The following is a 20,099-nucleotide window of genomic DNA, read 5'->3' as shown; positions in this document are numbered from 1 at the left end:
TCGCAGCCGATGGGCCGTCGGTTCGGTGATCCGCCTCGCTCATGGCGTGCTTGTGCGTGGCCATTCGGAAACGGAGAGCGCGCGATTCTCGATCCGAATCCGGACCGCAAGCACCGCGAGATTGAGGAGGGTAAAGATCAGCGCCAATCGCGGCAGGTGGAGCGCGAGGGGAAGAAGTGCGATTTCACCGACCACGACGGCGTAGTTTGGATGCGGGAAATATCGGTACGGCCCGGATGCGACCAGCGGCGCGCCCGGCAGCACGACGATTCGCGTGGTCCATCGCGGCCCCAGCGCGACGAGGGTCCATATCCGCAAGCCTTGCAGCACCAGGAAACCCGCCAGCGCGGCCAGATTGACGTCCTGGTCGCGGCCCCAGATCCACAGCGCGGTCAGCCAGCCGGCGTGAACCAGGACAATGAGCGGGTAGTGATTGGCGCCGACCTCGACCGCGCCTCGTGCGAGAAGCCGCTCGGTGTTGCGACGTGATAGCACGAGCTCGCCGAGACGCTGCAGCGTGACCAGCGAGAGGATGACCGACGCGAAGCTCACGCCGCGTGCCTGAGCGCAACGCAGCTGAGCGTGAAGCCCGGCCCGAGCGCCGTGAGCAGCGAGCGCGGCGGCAATCCCTTGGCGCAGGCTCGTTCGAGAACAAAGAGAACCGTCGGGCCCGACATGTTGCCGCAAGCCGCGATGACGTCGCGTTCGTGATCGAGCGTGCCCTGATCGAGCGCGAGTGCCCGCTCCAGCGCGGCGATGACCTTGGCGCCGCCGGGATGGCAGAGGAAGCGGTCGATGTCATCGGCGGTCAGCTGCATCCGCGCCAGGATTTCGGCGACGGCTGGTCCAACATGGTCGCGGACGAAATCCGGAATGGTTCGCTGAAAGACCACGCCGAATCCTTCCGGATCGACCGTCCAGCCCATGATGTCGAGCGTATCCGGCCACAGCTTTTCGCCCATCGCCTCGATCCGCGTCGCGCCACCGTCGCCGGCACGCAGCACGATCGCGGCCGCGCCATCGCCGAACAGGCTGGCCGCAACGATATTTGCCTTGGTGAGCTCGTCGTGCCGGACCGCGAGCGTGCAGAGTTCGAGCGCAACCAGCAGCACGTTCGCTCCCGGCCGCGCTTCGGCCAGCCGCGCCGCGATCGACAGGCCGGACACTCCGCCCGCGCAGCCCAGGCCGAACACCGGCACGCGCGACACATCCGTCCGCAGACCGAGCTTGCCGGCGACGCGCGCCTCCAGCGTCGGCGTGGCTATACCCGTCGAGCACACCGTGACCACGATATCGATGTCCCCGCCGGTCAGGTCGGCGCGCGCAATCGCCTTGCGGGCCACGTCGACGTACAGCGTCTCCGCGCCCTCCAGGAACGCCAGCGTTCGCTCCGGCCAGCCCCGCCGTTCGAGATACCATTCGATCGGCTTGACGCCGTAGCGATGCTGGATGCCGGTGTTGGCGAACAGGCTGGAGAGCGTCTCGAATTCGGGATAGCGATCGGCGAGGAGATTGCGCGCGGCCTGCAGGACCTGTCCCTGATGGAATAGATGCGGTGGGACCGCCGTCGCCAGGGAAACAAGCGCGGCCGTCTGCTTTATCTCGATCATCATGGCTCCATTTCCCCCGCTCTTGGAACCGCGCGATGAGCAAAATATTTCAACACGCCTGCGACATAGCGCGAGCACCACCTTCACTATAAATTGACCCGGCGCCGATATCCGCGCCGCCTCTTCGAAAATCAGGAAGCGGTGACGCCCAGCCTGCGCATCGCGCTCTTCACCAAGCCGAGCGGCGCCGGCGACAACGGGCCCTGCGGCGCGCGCGTGATGAAGGCGACCAGGACCAGCGCCAGGATCGCGAGCCAGAAGCACAGCCAGAAGCCGTCGATATAGGCGAGCGTGTTGGCCTCGCCCTGCACCAGCGCCGCCAGCGTGCCGACGGCGCGCCCGGTCGCTGTCCCGATGCCGTGGCTGGAAAATTCGCCCGCCAGCCGCTTGAGCAGGTTCACGACGTCGATATCGCCGTTCTGGATGTGCTGTCCGAGATAGTTGGAATGGATCTGCTCGCGAACGCGCAGCCAGGTCCCCATCAGCGCGACGCCGATCTCGGCGCCGCCGAGGCGCATGATCTGGATATAGGCCGCGAACGCCGTCGCCCGCGACGGATCGGAATTCGACAGCGCCATGATGATGATCGGCAGCAGCGTGAACGCCTGCCCGATCGAGGTGAGCAGGACGATGCCGACAAAGTCCTCGCGCGCCCAGACGTGGCTCAGCTGCGTGCCCCAGAGATTGGCGGCTGCGAACGCCGAGAAGCCGAGCACCACGACGATGCGCGGATCGAGGTGGCGCAGCAGCAGGATCGAGATCGGCACCAGCACGAACATCGGCAGCGCGCCGTAGGTGAACAGCAGCACGCCCGACTGCTCCGGCCGCAGCGCGCCGACGGTGCCGAGGAAGTTCGGCACCAGCGACGAATTCGACAGGCTGGTCAGCGTGTACAGCAGGATGACGACCAGCGAGAGCCCGATATTGCGCGAGAACAGCACGTTGAAATGCGCCCAGGGCCGGCGCGCGATCATTTCGTTGATCATGAAGGCGACGATCAACAGCCCGCCGCCGATCAAGAGCGCCATCACCGTGCCTGACGAGAGCCAGTCCAGCCGGTTGCCCTGATCGAGCCCGGCATAGACCATCGACACCCCGGCGCCGAGCAGCAGCATGCCGCCCCAATCGGCATGGTGCAGCAGTTCGCGATTGACGGGTTCTTTCGGCGTGCCGAGATACACCATCAGCCCCATCAGCGGCGCGATCACCACGCCCTGCCAATACAGCCACTGCCAGCCGAGATGCTCGACATAGAAACCGACCAGCGAGCTCGACGAGTCGAGCGCGAAGCCGACGCGGATCGAGTACATCGCGATCGCCGGCAGCCACCATCGGATCGGCAAATTGCGCAGGATGATCATCAGCGTCGCCGGCACGAAGGTGCCGAGCAGCATGCCGTGGGCGATGCTGAGCGCGATCAGCGTCGTGTAGTCGCGCACGAACGGGATGGTCAGCGAGACCACCGCATAGACCAGGCTCGGAATGCCGAGCACGCGGCGCAGGCCGAACACGGTGGCAAGCCAGGCCACCGCAGGCGCGACGAAGATCTGCGAGCCGATGGCGGCCGTCGAGAGCCAGGCGCCCTCGTCGAAGCTGAGCGAGAACGCGCCGCGCAGATCGGGCAGGCCGACCGAGGTCAGGCGGCTGTCGAAATTCGCCAGAAACGCGCCGAGCAGCACGGCGACGACCGCGAACAGCGGATAGCGCGCGACGTCGCCGCGCGAGACCGGACCACGGTTGCGGTCGTCACTTTCCGCCATTGGCGACCGCCTCGCCGGTGTCGATCCGCGTGACGACCGACATGCCCGGCAGCAGGCGCTCGAGCAAGGGCTGGCCCTTGTCGAACTGGATCCGCACCGGAATGCGCTGCACCACCTTGGTGAAATTGCCGGTGGCGTTGTCGGGCGGCAGCAGCGCGAACTGCGATCCGCTCGCCGGCGCGATGCGCTCGACGACGCCGCGCAGCTTCTGGCCCGCGAACGTATCCACGGTGACCTCGACCGGCTGGCCCGGCTTGACGTTGGTCAGCTGGGTCTCCTTGTAGTTGGCGATCACATAGACGTTCGGCAGCGGCACGACGTTGATCAGATTGGCGCCGATGTTGACGTAGTCGCCCGGCTGGACTTGGCGCTCGCCGGTGACGCCGTCGAACGGCGCGACGATCTTGGTGTAGCCAAGCTTGAGCTTGGCCGATGCCAATAGCGCCTTGGCGGCGTCGAGGTCGGCGGCACGCTGCTTCTTGGTGCCTTGCAGGACCTCAAGCTGATGGCGCTGTGCCGCGATGACAGCGCGGCTGGCGCGCACGTCGGCCTCCGCCTTGGCGTAGGATGCGGTCGCCTGCTCGAGCCGCTGCCGCGTGCCGGCGTCGGTTTGCGACAGCGACTGCTGACGCTCTTCCTCCTGGCGTGCCAGAGTCTGCTGCGCCTCCGCGGACAGCCGCGCAGCTTCGGCCTGCGCGATGGTCGCATATTGCAGCTCGACCTGGTTGTTGAGGTTGTCGAGCACGGCCTGAGCACCGACCACGCCGGCCTCGGCTTGCGCCACCTGCGCCTGATAATCGGCCGGATCGATCTGCACCAGGAGATCGCCGGCCTTGACGTGCTGGAAATCGGAGACGGCGACGGTGAGCACCTCGCCGGACACGCGGCTGGAGAGCTGGGTCAATTCGGCGCGCACATAGGCATCATTGGTGGTCTGGATCGTGGCGCTGCCGACCCAGGCATCCCAGCGGCTGGTCGCCACCGCGACGAACACCAGCGCGACGAGCACGGCAAACAGCGGAATCGCGAAACGGCTCCAGAAGCCGCTTGCCGAAGGTTGCGGCTTGGCAGGTGCCGCAGCAGGCGCGGTCTGGCTGGCGGGTGACGGACCATCTTCAACCTGCTCTGCCACACCGCACTCCCTCAATCACGCACCGGAACAGCCGACGAACCTATCACGCGGACCGGCATCCACTTCGCTCGAGAACGCCCTGATAGCACATGACGACGATCATGCCTCAGACGGTCTTTTCCGGCCACCGGCAGAGATCATTGATCAGACACACGTCGCAACGTGGACCGCGGGCGAGGCAGGTGTAGCGGCCATGCAGGATCAGCCAGTGATGGGCGTGCAGCATGAACTCGGTCGGGATCACTTTTTCCAATCCCAGCTCGACCTCGAGCGGCGTCTTGCCGGGCGCGAGCCCGGTGCGGTTGCCGACGCGAAACACATGGGTGTCGACCGCCATCGTGTGCTCGCCGAACGCCATGTTGAGCACGACATTCGCGGTCTTGCGGCCGGCGCCGGGCAGCGATTCGATCTCGGCACGCGTGCGCGGCACCTCGCCGCCGAACTCGGCGATCAGCTTCTGCGAGAGCGCGATGACGTTCTTCGCCTTGTTGCGATAGAGCCCGATGGTCTTGATGTAGTCGCGCACTTTGTCCTCGCCGAGCTCAAGCATCTTGTCCGGCGTGTCGGCGACCGCGAACAGCGCTCGCGTCGCCTTGTTGACGCCGGCGTCGGTCGCCTGCGCCGACAGCACCACCGCAACGAGCAGCGTGTAGGGATTGAGGTGCTCGAGCTCGCCCTTGGGCTCGGGATTGGCTTTGCGGAACCGGTCGAAGGCCTCGTAGACCTCCTCCGATGTCCATGGCTTTGACTTTACGGTTCGCTTGGCAGCCTTCTTGGCCGCCTTCTTTGCCCCGCGTTTGGGCAGCAGCCTTGCCGCATTCGCAGGCTTCTTCTTCGGTGCGGAACGAACGCTTGATGTGCTGGCGCGTTGAGAGCGGATGATTTTGGCCATGAACCGGATATACTGATACGTCATGACCGCAGGCAACGACTTTGATCCGGGCGAAGACCGCAGGGCCAATGATCTCGCGGCTGATGCCGCTGAGGCCGAGCCCAAACTGTTCTCGGCATTGCTGACGCCGCACCGCTCGCTGAATCGCACCGGCTTTATCGTGCTGATGTCGTTCGTCACCGTGGTCAGCTTCATCGCCGGCGCGGTGTTCTGGTGGCTCGGCGCCTGGCCGATCTTCGGCTTCTTCGGCCTCGACGCGCTGGTGATCTATTGGGCGTTCAAGGTCAATTTCCGCTCCGCCAAGGCGAGCGAGGAGATCACCGTCACACCGTCGGAACTGCGGGTGCGCAGGATCAGCCATCGCGGTCATGTGGCCGAATGGGTGCTCAATCCGCTCTGGGTGCGGTTCGAACAGATCTCGCATGAGGAGTTCGGTATCGAGCGGCTCTATCTGGTCTCCCGGGGCCGCCGGGTCAGCGTTGGCAGCTTCCTCGGACCGGACGAAAAGGCCAGCTTCTCCAAGGCCTTGACGGCGGCGCTCAACGCCGCAAAACGCGGCCCGACTTACAACCCCATCCACTAGTGTGCTGAATGCGAAGTTCGTGCGATTTCGCGGCAACCACCTTCACGAACTTCGCATTCATAAAGCACACTAGAATCAAAGGCTTGCTAGTGTCCTTATCGAATCCGAAGTTCGCTCCGAAAGTGCGGCAAATGATGCGAACTTCGGATTCGGGACACTAGTCGAGCTTACTTTTGAGCATGATCTCGTCGGAAAACCGGTCCCCACTTTTCCGGATCATGCTTGTCAGAAATCGGGTGGTTTGGACGCGCCATGGCTCCTAAATCAGACACCATGATGACACTCGCCATACACGACCAGCGCCTGGCCAAGCCGGGCCTCCAGAGCGCCGCACTGCGCGACTATGACTCGGTTCGGCGCGCCATCGCGTTCATCTCGGAGCATTGGCGCACGCAGCCGACCATCGAAGCGATGGCCGATGCCGCCGCCGTCACGCCGGATGAATTGCACCATCTGTTCCGCCGCTGGGCCGGGCTGACGCCGAAGGCCTTCATGCAGGCGCTGACCCTGGACCACGCCAAGAACCTGCTGCGCGATTCCGCCAGCGTGCTCGATGCGGCACTCGACTCCGGCCTGTCAGGGCCGGGACGGCTGCACGACCTGTTCGTCACGCATGAGGCGATGTCGCCGGGCGAATGGAAGACCGGCGCCGGCGGCATGACGCTGCGCTACGGCTTCCATTCCTCGCCGTTCGGCACCGCGATCGTGATCGCGACGGATCGCGGGCTTGCGGGGCTTGCCTTCGCCGATCACGGCGACGAGCAGACCGCATTCGCCGACATGAAGCGGCGCTGGCCGAACGCGAGCTATGTCGAGGACACCGACGGTACCGCAGCATTGGCGCAGCGCGTGTTCGATACAAGGTTGTGGCGGGCGGACCAGCCGCTGCGCGTCGTCTTGATCGGCACCGACTTCGAGGTGCGGGTGTGGGAGACGCTGCTCAAGGTCCCGATGGGCCGCGCGGTCAGCTATTCCGACATCGCCTGCAAGATCAACAGCCCGAAAGCCTCGCGCGCGGTCGGCGCCGCGGTCGGCCGCAACCCGGTGTCGTTCGTGGTGCCCTGCCATCGCGCGCTCGGCAAGAGCGGCGCGCTGACCGGCTATCACTGGGGCATCACCCGCAAGCAGGCGATGCTGGGCTGGGAAGCCGGCCAGGTCGGATTGCACTAACCTCTATCTCGTCGTTCCGGGATGGTCCGAAGGACCAGACTACAGATGCGCAATTGCGCATCGGGGAATCTCGAGATTCCGGGTTCGATGCTGCGCATCGCTCCGGAATGACAACATCAAACCTCTACCCCGCGAGATCGACCTTTGACGCTACGGTGGAATCGGCATTGAGCCGATAGATCACCGGCGCGCCGGTGGCGAGCTCGCGCTTGAGGATCTGCTCGGGCGTCAGCTTCTCCAGCACCATGATCAGCGCGCGCAGCGAATTGCCGTGGGCGGCGATCAGCGTGCGCTGGCCGCGCAGCACGCCGGGCAGGATCTCCTGCACGTAATAGGGCAGCGTGCGCGCCAGCGTATCCTTCAGGCTTTCGCCGCCGGGCGGCGGCACGTCGTAGGAACGGCGCCAGATCAGAACCTGATCCTCGCCCCACTTCTTGCGGGCGTCGTCCTTGTTGAGGCCGGAGAGATCACCGTAATCGCGTTCGTTGAGCGCAAGGTTCTTCGTGGTCGGCAAACCGGTCTGGCCGATCTGCTCCAGCATCAGCTTCAGCGTGTGCTGCGCACGGGTAAGATCGGAGGTGAACGCGACATCAAACGACAGGCCCTGCGCCTTCAGCTTGCGGCCGGCCTCGTTCGCTTCGTTGACGCCCTGCTCGGTGAGATCAGGGTCCTTCCACCCGGTGAACAGGTTCTTCAGATTCCAGTCGCTCTGACCGTGACGAACGAGCACAAGGAGACGATCACTCATTTCAGATTCCGTTTTCGCTTAGCTGGATTTCATTCCGTCGAGCGGTGTCAGTCGCTCAACCCGAGGACGTCGGCCATCGAATACATGCCGGGCTTCTTGCCATGCGCCCACAGCGCTGCCTTCAGCGCGCCCTGCGCGAACAGCGCGCGATCCTCTGCATGGTGCGAGAGCGTGATGCGCTCGGAGGGGCCGGCAAAGATCACGCTGTGATCGCCGGCCGCGGTGCCGCCGCGCAACGAGGCAAAGCCGATATCGCCCGCGCGCCGCGCGCCGGTGAGACCATCGCGGCCGCGCGCCGAATGCTGATCGAGCGCGATTCCGCGTCCCGCGGCCGCGGCTTCGCCGAGCATCAAGGCGGTGCCCGACGGCGCATCGATCTTGGACTTGTGGTGCATCTCGAGAATTTCGATGTCAAAGCTCTGGTCGAGCGATTGCGCGACGCGCTTGACGAGCGCGGCGAGCAGATTGACACCGAGGCTCATATTGCCTGACTTCACCACGATGGCGCGGTTGGTCACGCTGCGGATCACCGCATCGTCGGACGGCGACATCCCGGTGGTGCCGATGACGTGAACAAGGCCGCGCTCGGCCGCGATCGCGACGTTGGCGATGGTCGCGGCCGGCACGGTGAAATCCAGGATGCCGTCGGCGCCGGCCGACATCGACCACAGATCGGCCGACAGCTTGACGTCATTGGCGGGGAGGCCGGCGAGCACGCCTGCGTCCTTGCCGAGCAGTTCCGAGCCCGGCGCTTCCAGAGCGCCGACCAGCACCGCCCCCGGGGTTTCGGAAATCACCCGGGTCAGCGTGCGGCCCATCCGGCCGCCGGCTCCCGCAACAATCAGACGCATGTCAGCCATGGCTCACCTCTCCACGCGATATAGCGAGCCAAGGCTGTTCCGGCAACCGAACCGGCTACCCGATGTGCGGACTATGGGCTGTCGTGCCCCTCGATGATGATGAGGTCGGCGATCGAATGCGGCTGTCGCACCTTGATGTTGGCTTGGTATTCCGGCGATTGGTAGCAAGCGAGCGCGGTCGCGTAATCGGGGAATTCGATCACGACATTGCGGGAGCGGCTCTGCCCCTCCACGCCGGTGAACTTGCCACCGCGAACGATGAACTTGCCGCCGAATTTCTGGAAGATGGCGGGGTTGGCCGCCATGTAGGGCTTGTAGCCTTCCTCATTGTGAACGTCGACGCGTCCAATCCAGTATCCCTTCGCCATCTCTGTTCTCCCTCTTGTTGTTCAGGCGAGCGCCTGGGCGATTTCGGCGTGAATGGCTTCGGCTGATGCCTTCGGGTCGGCGGCTTCCATCACCGGACGTCCGACCACGAGATAGTCGGCGCCGGCGGCAATGGCGCGAGCCGGCGTCATGATGCGCTTCTGGTCGCCGGTCGCCGAGCCTGCGGGGCGGATGCCCGGGGTCACCAGGTTCATCTGGTCGCCGACGATCTTGCGCAACGCGGCGGCCTCCTCGGGCGAGCTGACGAGGCCGTCAACGCCAAGCGCCTGCGCCTGTTTGGCGCGCGCTTCGACGAGATCGGAGACGTTGAGGCGATAGCCCGCCGCATGCAGATCGGTGTCGTCGTAGGAGGTCAGCACCGTCACCGCGAGGATCTTCAGGCCGGAGCCGGCGCGTGCCTCGACCGCCGCCTTCATGGTCTGCGGGTAGGCATGCACGGTGAGGAAGGTCGCGCCAAGCCCGGCGACGCTTTCGACCCCGCGCGCGACGGTGTTGCCGATGTCGTGCAGCTTCAGATCGAGGAAGACCTTCTTGCCGCTGCCTGCAAGCTGCTTCGCCAGGATGAGGCCGCCGGCATAACCGAGCTGATAGCCGATCTTGTAGAAGGTGACGGCATCGCCGAGCCGGTCGATCATCGCCTCGGCGCTGGCGACGGACGGCAGATCGAGCGCCACGATCAACCGGTCTCTTGGAGCGATCCTGGCTGGCTGCATGTCACCTCACATCATGCGTTGGGATTGGTCGATCAGTTGCCGCACCAGCGCCTGCATCGCGTCGATGTCGGCTTGGTGCTTCAGATGATCCATATCGTCGTAGGCCTGCTCGGCAAATGACAGCGCGAGCTGGTTCGGGATCACGGTGGCGCGGCACGCCGACAGGATCAGGCGCAGCGCCGCGAGCGCGCGGGTGCCGCCGAGCCGGTTGCCGGATGCGGCTGAGATCGCGAACGCGCGGCCGTGGAACACCTGACCTCGCACCTCATGCGGATCCTGCACGCGGCTCACCCAGTCGATCGTGTTCTTCACCAGCGCCGGCACCGAGGAATTGTATTCCGGCGTCACGATCAGCACGCCATGATGGGCGCCGATCATCCGTTTCAGATTCACGGCATGCTGCGGCACGCCGGATTTCGCCTGCAGGTCGCCATCATAGATCGGCAGCGGAAAATCGCCGAGCGAGATGCGGGTGACGTCGGCGCCGGATTGCGCCAGTTCATGCGCCAGCACGGCAGCCAGCTTCGCATTGAGCGAGCCTGACCGAAGCGATCCGGGGATCACGAGGATTTTCAGCGCGGACATTTTGAAATCGCAGGTAAGGCGCTCGCCCGGCGCGACGGCGCCGGGTGGTCAGCCCTTGCGATACACCCAGACCCGCGCGGGCGGAAGGTTCATCCAGATCCGCTCGGAGGCCTCTGTGGACACGCCCGGCAGCGACTTCGGAATCGGAGGCACCACCGAATAGGTGAACTGAATGAACGGCGCGCCGGGTGCGAGCGCCAGGAAAGCGTCACGGACCAGCCTCAGGCGGGTCAGCATCGGCTTGGTGACGAGCGGCAGGCCGGAGACCACGGCCGAGGCGGGAGATTTCAGCACCTCCCACAGCGTATCGCGGAGCGTATAGGCGTCCCCCTGGACGACCCTGGCGTGCGGATAACGTTCGCGCAGCAACGCGCAGAAGCCGGGATTGTATTCGACCAGGACGAGACGCTTCTGGTCGACGCCGTGCTCGATCAGCGCGTTGGTGATCGCCCCGGTGCCGGGTCCAAGTTCGACGACCGGCCCCTCGGCGTCGCGATCGACATATTGCGCCATGGTGCGGGCGAGCAGCCGTCCGGACGGCATCACCGCGCCCATATGCAGCGGCTTCTCCATCCATGAACGGAGAAATCGAACCTCGTCGTCGAGACGGAGGGGCTTCTTCGACGCACGCACGGACGATTGCAAAGGCATGTCGCTACCAGGCGGGGACCGCACAATCGAGCGGTTGTCAGAAAACAGTCACAAAGACGTATAGATCGAAGTCGTTACGGTCAAGCATAACGACTGCGGCTAGACGGAGCGATTGCCAAAGAAGTCCTTGACCTTAGAGAAGAAACCCGCTGCCTCCGGCTGAGTTGCGCCGGACGACAGCTTTTCGAACTCCATCAGCAGTTCCTGCTGCTTCTTGGTCAGATTCTGCGGCGTTTCGACCACGACCTGGACATACATGTCGCCGGTCTGGCGCGAGCGGAGCACCGGCATACCCTTTGATGCGATGCGGAATCGCCGGCTCGACTGGGTGCCGGCCGGCACCTTCACCTTGGTCTTGCCCTTGTCGATGGTCGGCACCTCGAATTCGCCGCCGAGCGCTGCGGTCACCATCGAGATCGGCACGCGGCAGTGCAGGTCGGCGCCGTCGCGCTGGAAGAACGGGTGCGTGGTCAGCGACAGGAAGATGTAGAGGTCGCCGGGCGGTCCGCCGCGGACACCGGCCTCGCCTTCACCGGCGAGACGAATGCGGGTGCCGTCCTCGACGCCAGGGGGAATGTTGACCGACAGCGTGCGCTCGCGCGTCACCCGGCCGGAACCGGCGCATGAGGTGCAGGCATCCTCGATCATCTGGCCGCGACCCTGACAGCCGGGACAGGTCCGCTCGAGCGTGAAGAAGCCCTGGGCCTGCCGGATACGGCCGGCGCCGCCGCAATGTGAGCACGTCTTCGGCTTGGTACCGGCCTTGGCGCCGGTGCCCGAGCAGGATTCGCAGGTGACTGAGACCGGGATCTCGATCTGCGCGGTCTTGCCCTGGAAGGCCTCCTCGAGCGTGATCTCCATGTTGTAGCGCAGGTCGGCGCCGCGCTCGCGGCCACCGCCGCGGCGCTGCCCGGCCATGCCGAACAGGTCTTCGAAAATGTCGGAGAAGGATGAGGCGAAGCCGGCGCCGAAGCCGGGGCCGCCACCGCCCATGCCCTGCTCGAAAGCGGCATGGCCGAAGCGGTCATAGGCGGCGCGCTTGTCGCCGTCCTTCAGCACCTCATAGGCTTCGTTGATTTCCTTGAACCGGACTTCGCTGGTGGCGTCGCCCGGATTCTTGTCCGGATGCCATTTCATCGCGAGCTTGCGGAAAGCCGATTTGAGCTTGGTCTCGTCCGCGTTCCGCTCAACCTCGAGGGTCTCGTAATAGCAGCGCTTGGTGGACATCCTTCAATTCCGTCCGAAGTTCATCGCGATCGCCAAAGATTGCGCCGACGATTGCGTCAAGGATTGCGCCTGTCTGGAAGATGCAGCGATCGCCTTAAAGAAAAATGACCCCCACTCCTCCGAGACGCGGCGCGTGCTCATTGGTGTGAGGGTCATGATCGCAAATCCGCGCTTAAGCAGACTTCTTGTTGTTCTTGTCGTCGTCGACCTCGGTGAACTCCGCGTCGACAACGTCATCCTTAGCAGCGTCCTTGGCCGCATCGGCCTCGGCCTGCTGCTTGTACATGGCCTCGCCGAGCTTCATCGAAGCCTGCGCCAGCGTGTTGGTCTTGGCCTTGATCGCCTCGGCGTCGTCGCCCTTCAGCGCTTCCTTGAGGTCGCTGACGGCGTCTTCGATCGCGCGGCGCTCGGTGTCGGCGATCTTCGAACCGTGTTCGGCCAGAGCCTTCTCGGTCGAGTGAACCAGACCGTCGGCATGGTTCTTGGCGTCGACAGCCTCACGGCGCTTCTTGTCCTCGGCCGCGTTGACCTCGGCGTCCTTGACCATCTTGTCGATGTCGGCCTCGGACAGACCGCCGGATGCCTGGATCCGGATCTGCTGTTCCTTGCCGGTCGCCTTGTCCTTGGCCGAGACGTTGACGATACCGTTGGCGTCGATGTCGAAGGTCACCTCGATCTGCGGCATGCCGCGCGGAGCCGGCGGAATACCCATCAGGTCGAACTGGCCGAGCATCTTGTTGTCGGCCGCCATTTCACGCTCGCCCTGGAAGACCCGGATGGTGACAGCGCCCTGATTGTCTTCGGCGGTCGAGAACACCTGGCTCTTCTTGGTCGGGATCGTGGTGTTGCGGTCGATGATGCGGGTGAACACACCGCCCAGCGTCTCGATGCCCAGCGACAGCGGGGTCACGTCGAGCAGCAGCACGTCCTTGACATCGCCCTGCAGCACGCCGGCCTGGATCGCAGCGCCGATCGCGACGACCTCGTCGGGATTGACGCCCTTATGCGGCTCCTTGCCGAAGAACTGCTTCACGACTTCCTGGATCTTCGGCATGCGGGTCATGCCGCCGACCAGCACCACTTCGCCGATCTCGCCGGCGGTCAGGCCGGCATCCTTCAGCGCCTTGCGGCACGGCTCGATGGTCTTCTCGACGAGATCGGCCACCAGCGCCTCGAACTTGGCGCGGGTCAGCTTCATCGTCAGATGCTTCGGACCGGTCTGGTCAGCCGTGATGAACGGCAGGTTGATTTCGGTCTGCGTGGTCGACGACAGCTCGATCTTGGCCTTCTCCGCAGCCTCCTTCAGGCGCTGCAGGGCAAGCTTGTCGTTGCGCAGGTTGATGCCCTGCTCCTTCTGGAATTCGTCGGCGAGATAGCCGACCAGGCGCATGTCGAAATCTTCACCGCCGAGGAAGGTGTCGCCGTTGGTCGACTTCACCTCGAACACGCCGTCGCCGATCTCGAGGATCGAGACGTCGAAGGTGCCGCCGCCGAGGTCGTACACGGCGATCGTGCCGGACTTCGACTTGTCGAGACCGTAGGCGAGCGCGGCAGCCGTCGGCTCGTTGATGATGCGCAGCACTTCGAGGCCGGCGATCTTGCCGGCGTCCTTGGTGGCCTGACGCTGCGCGTCGTTGAAATAGGCGGGAACAGTAATGACGGCCTGCTCGACCTTCTGGCCGAGATGCGCCTCAGCGGTCTCCTTCATCTTCTGCAGAATGAAGGCCGAGACCTGCGAGGGCGAATAGGTCTTGCCATCGGCTTCGACCCAGGCGTCGCCGTTCGATGCCTTGACGATCTTGTAGGGAACGAGCTTCTTGTCCTTCTCGACCATCGGGTCGTCATAGCGGCGGCCAATGAGGCGCTTCACCGCAAAGAACGTACGCTCGGGATTGGTCACCGCCTGGCGCTTCGCCGGCTGGCCGACGAGGCGCTCGCCATCGTCAGTGAAAGCAACGATCGACGGCGTCGTTCGCATGCCCTCGGCATTCTCGATCACCTTGGCGTTCTTGCCATCCATTACGGCGACGCACGAATTCGTGGTGCCGAGGTCGATCCCAATGACCTTACCCATGGTTTTGATATCCTCTTTGCTACGGCAGGTTGGTTGGGCCCTGACGGCGCTCCGTACCGAACCCCCAGACGTTCACATACTCGCGATATTGCGACGGTGAGCCTGATATAGGAGAGAGGGTCCTGCCCGCAAGGACTGGACGCAACGTTGAGGCCTGAAAAGACTGACGTTTGAAAGATTGTGTCAGCCCGGCCGCAGCGCCGGTTCAAGCCCGATCCAAGTTAACAAATCGGCAATGATGCGGCACGCCGTCGACCGCGAACATCCGCCACGCGACGTCCGCGCTGTTGAGTGAACACTCACAAACGTCGTATGCGGAAGCGGGCGCAGGCCGAGGGCGCGCTGTTTGGCCGCTGGTGGCCGATCGTCGGAAACGTCGGGAAACTGGAAAGTGCCAGCCAATGGGGACGAAAAGCCCCTGGAATCGGGCCTGCAGGCCCGGAGTGCGGCTTTGGCGGCCTGTTACAGGGTCATCAAAACCGCTAAAAGCGGTCCGACTGAAAGAGGCCATCCAGCCCTGCACCGGCCCCGTTGCGCGGCCACCAAGCAAAACCGGTAGATCCCCCATGACGCCTTTTCGACTTCTCGTTGCGGTTGCCTTGCTGCTTGCTGCCACCTGTCGTGGCTTTGCCGCCGACGTGGTGTTTCCGCCGGGCGCGCATGTCGGGATGAAGCCGCTGGTGGGCCTCAACCGCGCCAAGTCGTTCATCGGCTTCGAGACCGAGGACCAGGGCGTGAAGGTCTTGATCGCCGATCTGCCCGCGGACGCCTACAACGAGGTCGTGAGCGCCTTCAAGGCCAACCCGGCCGGTAGCGGAAACATCAAGCCGGAGAGCCTCGAGACGCCGGCCGGCCTCGCCTATTACACCGTGGAGAGCGCGCGTGACGGCACCACCAATGTGCGGCGCTATTCCATGATCCTGCCGGGACCGACCTTCTCCGGCTATGTCGCGGTCCAGGTGCCGGAGAACGCCAGCAAGATCTACACCGACGACGCCGTGCGGCAGATGTTCGCCACCGCCCAGATCCGCAACGAGGTGCCGGTCGACGAGCAGCTAAGCATGATGCCGTTCAAGGTCACCGAGCTCAGCAGCTTCAAGAATGTCCGCATGCTGGCGCCGGGCGCCGCGCTGCTGATGGCCGACGGCGACGACAAGGGCCTTGAGACCAAGCCCTTTATGCTGCTTGGCATCATCGGCTCGGCCCCGGCCACACCGGATGATCGCGGCCGCTTCGCCCAGCAGATCGCCACCACGATCCCCGGCGTGCGCGACGGGCGGATCACCATGTCCGAACCGATCCGGATCGACGGCCAGCCCGGCTTCGAGACGCGCATCGACGCCGTCAGCGGCAAGGACAATACCCCGGTGACCATCGTGCAGTGGCTGCGGTTCGGCGCGCAAACATCGATGCGCATCATCGGCAGCTCCCCGCGCACCGATTGGGAGAAGGCCTTCCCGCGCTTCCGCGCGGTGCGCGACGGCATCCAGCCGCGCGGCTGACGGGCCCGCCGAAAAATCGGACTTTCGCAGCTCCACGAACGGAACTAGCCTCCTCGTGCAATTATCAAAGCGAGGAGGGGCGCGATGCCGGATCGACGACAGGTTGTTGCAGGCCTCGGTACGCTGGCGCTTGCCGCGCTGGTTCCAAAACATCTCTGGGCGGCTGCGATCAAGCCCGACGACGGCTCCGCGCTGCTCGTGATCGACGTCCAGAACTGCTTCCTGCCCGGCGGCAGCCTTGCCGTGAAGGACGGCGAGCAGGTGGTGCCGGTGATCAACCGGATCGCCAAGAGCTTTGCCAATGTGGTGATGACGCAGGACTGGCACACGCCCGGACACATCTCCTTTGCCTCGACCCATTCCGGCAAGAAGCCGTTCGAGACCGTCGACCTTGCCTATGGCAAGCAGGTGCTGTGGCCCGACCACTGCGTGCAGGGCACCGACGGCGCATCGCTATCGAAGGAACTCGCGATCCCGCAGGCCGAGCTGATCATCCGCAAGGGTTTTCACAAGGACGTCGACAGCTACTCCGCCTTCACCGAGGCCGACGGCAAGACCACCACCGGGCTCGCCGCCTATCTCAAGGCGCGCAACGTCGAGCGGGTTTTCGTGGCCGGGCTCGCCACCGATTTCTGCGTGGCATGGACCGCGCTCGATGCGCGCAAGGCCGGCTTCGAGACCTATGTGGTGGAAGATGCCTGCCGCGGCATCGACACCCAGGGATCGCTCGCCAAGGCCTGGGACGACATGGCCAAGGCCGGCGTCAAGCGCATCCAGTCCTCGGATATCGCGTAAGACGCAGCCTCGCGAGATTCGCATGGCCGAGCCTGCGTCACCTCATGCATTCGATCTCGCGCAGCGCCTGCCGTCGCCGCGCATGGCTGGCCTGATCGTCCGGATCACCGGTTATCGCGAGACCGCAACGGGCCGGTTCGCGCAGCGGCAGACCGCGCCGCTGATCGTCCCGCTGATCATCAGTTTCGGCTCGCCGTTCCTGATCGCGCTGTCGCGCGAGCCCGGTGCGGCCGACCGTCAGCTCAGCTTCGCCGCCGGCCTGCATGCCGGGCCTGTCTACATCGAGTCCGACGGCCACGCTGCCTGCGTGCAGGTCGATTTCACCCCGCTCGGCGCCTACGGCTTCTTCGGCGGCGCCGTGACCGACCTGGTCGGGCGCATGGTCGATATCGACGATGTGCTCGGCCATGATGGCCGTCGTCTGCGCGAGCAACTCGGCGCCGTGACCTGCTGGCAGCGCCGCTTCGACCTGATCGAGGCGTTCGTGCTGCGCCGTGCCGGCCACATGCCGTCTCCCGAAGTCGCGTTCGCCTATCGAAAACTGGCGCGTTCGGCCGGCGCCATCAGCATCACGGCATTGGCCGACGAGATCGGCTGGAGCCGCAAGCATCTGGCCGGCCGGTTTCGGTCCGAACTCGGCCTCGCCCCCAAATCGCTGGCGCGCATGATGCGGTTTCACCGGGCGAGCCGGCTGGCACAAAGCCAAGCCGCGCTTGGCTGGGCGGGGATCGCGGCGGAAAGCGGCTATGCCGACCAGGCCCATCTCGCTCGCGAGTTCGTCGAATTCGCGGGCGAACCGCCAACCGCCTGGGCGCGCCGCCAGGCCTTGACCGACCGCCGGCTGGTTCACGCCGGCGATGGGCTGGCGGACTGGTAACAAACCTTCAAGCCGACGCCGCGTTGCCCCGTGCAGGATGGCGCCGTCAGCCAAGGAGGTGAGCGACCATGACGCACGACATCGAACCGCCCCGCATCTACCCGACCCTGCGCTGCAAGGATGCCGAGGCGATGACCAATTGGCTCACGACGGTGCTTGGGTTCACCGAACACGTCGTCTACCGCGATGGCGGCGTGATCCATCACGCCGAGCTCGCCTATGGTTCCTCGATGCTGATGCTGGGTCAGAGCCCTGACGACGCCTATGGCAAGCTGGTCGGCGACCTCGACCACCGCCGCACCGACTCGATCTATATCGCCGTCGACGATCCCGACGCGCTGCACGCGAAGGTCAAGGCTGCCGGAGCGAAGATCGAGATGGAACTGCGAAACACGGATTATGGCAGCCGCGACTTCGCCTGCCGCGATCCGGAAGGAAATCTCTGGAGCTTCGGCACCTATTGGCCGAAGGCACACGAGAAGCCGCGACCGTGAGCCCGCGCAATCCGCGAGCTCACAGACGGGTGTCCGGGATCGGACGGATCAGGCGCTGATGTCAGCGGTCGGGGCGGCCTTGGCGCCGCCCTTGGAGACGCCGACCAGCGCCGGACGCAGGATGCGCTCGCCGATCATGTAACCGGCCTGCACGACCTGCACCACGGTGCCCGACGGCACCGACGGATCAGGCACCTCGAACATCGCCTGCTGGAAGTTCGGATCGAACTTCTCGCCGATCGGGTCGAACTTCTTGACGCCGTTCTTCTCCAGCGCGTTGAGCAGCGAACGTTCGGTCAGCTCGACGCCTTCGATCAGCGCCTTCAGGCCGGGATCGGCGGCTTCCTTGGTCTCGGCCGGCACCGCATCGAGCGCGCGCTGCAGGTTGTCGGCGATATCGAGCACGTCGCGGGCAAAGCCGGTGATGCCGTAGGTCTTGGCGTCGGCGACCTCGCGGCGGGTGCGCTGGCGGAGATTCTCCATCTCGGCCAGGGTGCGCAGCGTCCGGTCGCGCGCCTCGGCGAGTTCCTTGGTCAGCGCCTCCGCCGATCCGGCTTCGGGCTCGTCAGGCATGATGTAGGGCTTCGAGACCACGGGCTCACCCGTCGGCGCCGAATTCTCGGTGTTGTCATTGGCCCGGTTCGGATCGGTCATGGCTTGCCTTCTCGAAAACTCGCGTCGGTTCAAATCTTGGGGATTGCTTGCCGGGATATCGTGCTTTGGGCGGCGAAAATCAAGCGCAACATACCGGTCTCGGGAACTGGGATCTCCGGCTTGGGTGAAGAAAACCCGTCAAATGAAAGCGAAATCGCCCCCCGGTCAGCCGCCCAGCATCTTGCTGACGATGCGCGCGGCATAATCGACGGTCGGGATCACCCGCGCATAGTTCAGCCGCGTCGGTCCGATCACGCCGAGGACGCCCACGATCCGCCCCTGGGCGTCGCCGTAGGGCGCGATGATGGTCGAGGAACCCGACAGCGAGAACAGCTTGTTCTCCGAGCCGATGAAGATCCGCACCCCCTCGCCGCGTTCGGCGCGGCCGAGCAGATCGATCACGCCGCGCTTGGTTTCGAGATCGTCGAACAGCGACTTGATGCGCTCGAGATCGTCGAGCGCATGCAGGTCCTCCAGCAGATTGGCGTGACCACGCACGATCAGCTGGCGGTCCTCATTCTCGCCGCCGGACCAGCTCGCAATGCCCGCCGCGACCACCTTCTGCGTGAGCTGATCGAGCTCGGCGCGGTTTTGCGTCAGTGCCGTCTCGAGCTCGAGCCGCGCTTCGGCCAGCGTCCGGCCGCGGATCCGCGCATTGAGGAAATTGGTCGCCTCGGTCAGGGCTGAGGATGGAACACCCGGCGGCAGTGCCAGCACGCGGTTTTCGACCTGGCCGTCTTCGCCGACCAGCACGACCAGCGCCTTCTCCGGCTCCAGCCGCACGAACTCGATATGCTTCAGCCGCGCATTCGACTTTTGCGTCAGCACCACCGCCGCGGCGCGGGTCAGGCCCGACAGCCGCGTCAAGGCCTCGCCGAGCGCGGCCTCAACGGATTGCGCGCGGCCGACGGCAGCAAGCTGGGTCTGGATCGATTGACGCTCGGCCTCGGTAAGGTCGCCGACCTGCATCAGCGCATCGACGAAGAAGCGCAGCCCGAGTTCGGTCGGCAACCGGCCGGCGGAGGTGTGCGGCGCATAGATCAGGCCGAGTTGCTCGAGATCCGACATCACATTGCGGACCGAGGCCGGCGACAGCGGTAATGCGATCAGGCGCGAAATGTTGCGCGAACCGACCGGCTCGCCGGTCGCGAGATAGCTTTCGACGATTTGACGAAAAATATCGCGCGAACGCTCGTTGAGCTGGGCGAGCCCGGCATGCGGCGCGATCAGGCCAATCGGATCGTGGTGAGTCACACTCCAGTCCCTCACAATTACTGCATAATTTGTCGATCCGGGAGGCCGATGACAAGCATGCATTCGGCCCCCTCGTACCGGACCATACCGGGGCCGAAAACCCTCGCCAAAACCCTTGCCGCTGCCCCTTC

21 protein-coding genes are annotated in these 20,099 nt (G+C 64.8%); 6 read left to right on the top strand and 15 right to left on the bottom strand.

The features are described from left to right. Positions 1-39: 39 nt before the first annotated feature. From ACVMIH_RS27800 to nth, 5 genes are all read right to left on the bottom strand, one after another. On the bottom strand, positions 40-552 hold the full coding sequence (locus ACVMIH_RS27800; RefSeq protein WP_456864141.1) for an isoprenylcysteine carboxyl methyltransferase family protein: 513 nt from the start codon (positions 550-552) through the stop codon (positions 40-42). Continuing rightward, entirely contained in the window at positions 549-1,601 is a 1,053-nt protein-coding gene (locus ACVMIH_RS27795; RefSeq protein ID WP_229192877.1) for a type III polyketide synthase, read from the bottom strand. The genes ACVMIH_RS27800 and ACVMIH_RS27795 overlap by 4 nt, the downstream gene beginning before the upstream one ends. Before the next feature lie 140 nt (positions 1,602-1,741). After that, the gene (locus ACVMIH_RS27790) at positions 1,742-3,370 is read right to left on the bottom strand and encodes an MFS transporter (RefSeq protein ID WP_456864139.1); all 1,629 of its coding nucleotides are present in this window, start codon (positions 3,368-3,370) and stop codon (positions 1,742-1,744) included. Then, positions 3,357-4,502: an HlyD family secretion protein gene (locus ACVMIH_RS27785; RefSeq protein ID WP_168856183.1), complete on the bottom strand. Its 1,146-nt coding sequence runs from the start codon at positions 4,500-4,502 to the stop codon at positions 3,357-3,359. Before ACVMIH_RS27785 ends, ACVMIH_RS27790 begins: the two co-directional genes overlap by 14 nt. 106 nt (positions 4,503-4,608) lie before the next feature. Further along, the gene (gene nth, locus ACVMIH_RS27780; protein WP_210262631.1) at positions 4,609-5,394 is read right to left on the bottom strand and encodes an endonuclease III; all 786 of its coding nucleotides are present in this window, start codon (positions 5,392-5,394) and stop codon (positions 4,609-4,611) included. Between the two features lie 22 nt (positions 5,395-5,416). On the opposite strand from nth, the gene ACVMIH_RS27775 reads away from it, so the two are divergent. Both ACVMIH_RS27775 and ACVMIH_RS27770 read left to right on the top strand, forming a co-directional pair. Then, positions 5,417-5,977 carry a DUF2244 domain-containing protein gene (locus ACVMIH_RS27775; RefSeq protein WP_244558980.1) on the top strand — a complete coding sequence of 187 codons (561 nt, stop codon included), beginning with the start codon at positions 5,417-5,419 and terminating at the stop codon, positions 5,975-5,977. Positions 5,978-6,250: 273 nt separating this feature from the next. Beyond that, entirely contained in the window at positions 6,251-7,147 is an 897-nt protein-coding gene (locus tag ACVMIH_RS27770) for a methylated-DNA--[protein]-cysteine S-methyltransferase (RefSeq protein ID WP_456866568.1), read from the top strand. Between the two features lie 124 nt (positions 7,148-7,271). Here the strand turns inward: ACVMIH_RS27770 and ACVMIH_RS27765 are convergent, their stop codons facing one another. The 8 genes from ACVMIH_RS27765 to dnaK form a co-directional block, all read right to left on the bottom strand. Continuing rightward, a complete protein-coding gene (locus ACVMIH_RS27765) occupies positions 7,272-7,895 on the bottom strand; it encodes a 2,3-bisphosphoglycerate-dependent phosphoglycerate mutase (RefSeq protein ID WP_076833727.1) in 624 nt (207 codons plus the stop codon). A 47-nt stretch (positions 7,896-7,942) separates the two neighbouring features. Continuing rightward, on the bottom strand, positions 7,943-8,755 hold the full coding sequence (dapB, locus tag ACVMIH_RS27760; RefSeq protein WP_016841511.1) for a 4-hydroxy-tetrahydrodipicolinate reductase: 813 nt from the start codon (positions 8,753-8,755) through the stop codon (positions 7,943-7,945). A gap of 71 nt (positions 8,756-8,826) precedes the next feature. Then, on the bottom strand, positions 8,827-9,123 hold the full coding sequence (locus ACVMIH_RS27755) for a DUF1330 domain-containing protein (RefSeq protein ID WP_057020363.1): 297 nt from the start codon (positions 9,121-9,123) through the stop codon (positions 8,827-8,829). Between the two features lie 21 nt (positions 9,124-9,144). Then, positions 9,145-9,855, bottom strand: a complete 711-nt coding sequence (gene pyrF, locus ACVMIH_RS27750; RefSeq protein WP_057020362.1) for an orotidine-5'-phosphate decarboxylase — start codon at positions 9,853-9,855, stop codon at positions 9,145-9,147. Between the two features lie 6 nt (positions 9,856-9,861). Further along, the gene (locus ACVMIH_RS27745; RefSeq protein WP_076833724.1) at positions 9,862-10,440 is read right to left on the bottom strand and encodes an NADPH-dependent FMN reductase; all 579 of its coding nucleotides are present in this window, start codon (positions 10,438-10,440) and stop codon (positions 9,862-9,864) included. A gap of 48 nt (positions 10,441-10,488) precedes the next feature. Continuing rightward, positions 10,489-11,091: a class I SAM-dependent methyltransferase gene (locus ACVMIH_RS27740; RefSeq protein WP_076833722.1), complete on the bottom strand. Its 603-nt coding sequence runs from the start codon at positions 11,089-11,091 to the stop codon at positions 10,489-10,491. A gap of 99 nt (positions 11,092-11,190) precedes the next feature. Next, the gene (dnaJ, locus tag ACVMIH_RS27735) at positions 11,191-12,318 is read right to left on the bottom strand and encodes a molecular chaperone DnaJ (protein WP_456864137.1); all 1,128 of its coding nucleotides are present in this window, start codon (positions 12,316-12,318) and stop codon (positions 11,191-11,193) included. Positions 12,319-12,490: 172 nt separating this feature from the next. After that, entirely contained in the window at positions 12,491-14,392 is a 1,902-nt protein-coding gene (gene dnaK / locus ACVMIH_RS27730; RefSeq protein WP_028335770.1) for a molecular chaperone DnaK, read from the bottom strand. Positions 14,393-14,958: 566 nt separating this feature from the next. Between dnaK and ACVMIH_RS27725 the strand changes: the two genes are divergently transcribed. The 4 genes from ACVMIH_RS27725 to ACVMIH_RS27710 all read left to right on the top strand — a co-directional run bounded on the left by ACVMIH_RS27725 (position 14,959) and on the right by ACVMIH_RS27710 (position 18,060). Next, on the top strand, positions 14,959-15,894 hold the full coding sequence (locus tag ACVMIH_RS27725) for a hypothetical protein (RefSeq protein WP_057020358.1): 936 nt from the start codon (positions 14,959-14,961) through the stop codon (positions 15,892-15,894). Between the two features lie 84 nt (positions 15,895-15,978). Beyond that, positions 15,979-16,689 (top strand): bifunctional nicotinamidase/pyrazinamidase, encoded by a 711-nt coding sequence (gene pncA / locus ACVMIH_RS27720; protein WP_057020357.1) that lies wholly within the window; start codon positions 15,979-15,981, stop codon positions 16,687-16,689. Between the two features lie 22 nt (positions 16,690-16,711). Further along, positions 16,712-17,566 (top strand): helix-turn-helix domain-containing protein, encoded by an 855-nt coding sequence (locus ACVMIH_RS27715; protein WP_456864135.1) that lies wholly within the window; start codon positions 16,712-16,714, stop codon positions 17,564-17,566. 68 nt (positions 17,567-17,634) lie between these two features. Beyond that, positions 17,635-18,060: a VOC family protein gene (locus ACVMIH_RS27710; protein WP_456864133.1), complete on the top strand. Its 426-nt coding sequence runs from the start codon at positions 17,635-17,637 to the stop codon at positions 18,058-18,060. Between the two features lie 48 nt (positions 18,061-18,108). Here ACVMIH_RS27710 and grpE read toward each other — a convergent pair whose 3' ends face one another. After that, positions 18,109-18,714, bottom strand: a complete 606-nt coding sequence (grpE, locus tag ACVMIH_RS27705) for a nucleotide exchange factor GrpE (RefSeq protein ID WP_456864131.1) — start codon at positions 18,712-18,714, stop codon at positions 18,109-18,111. A gap of 165 nt (positions 18,715-18,879) precedes the next feature. Further along, positions 18,880-19,968, bottom strand: a complete 1,089-nt coding sequence (gene hrcA, locus ACVMIH_RS27700) for a heat-inducible transcriptional repressor HrcA (protein ID WP_016841498.1) — start codon at positions 19,966-19,968, stop codon at positions 18,880-18,882. Positions 19,969-20,099 lie beyond the last annotated feature (131 nt).

Source organism: Bradyrhizobium sp. USDA 4503, assembly GCF_054055815.1.
The sequence above is the reverse complement of the archived record's forward strand: the minus strand, read 5'-3'. Positions and strand labels throughout refer to the sequence as shown.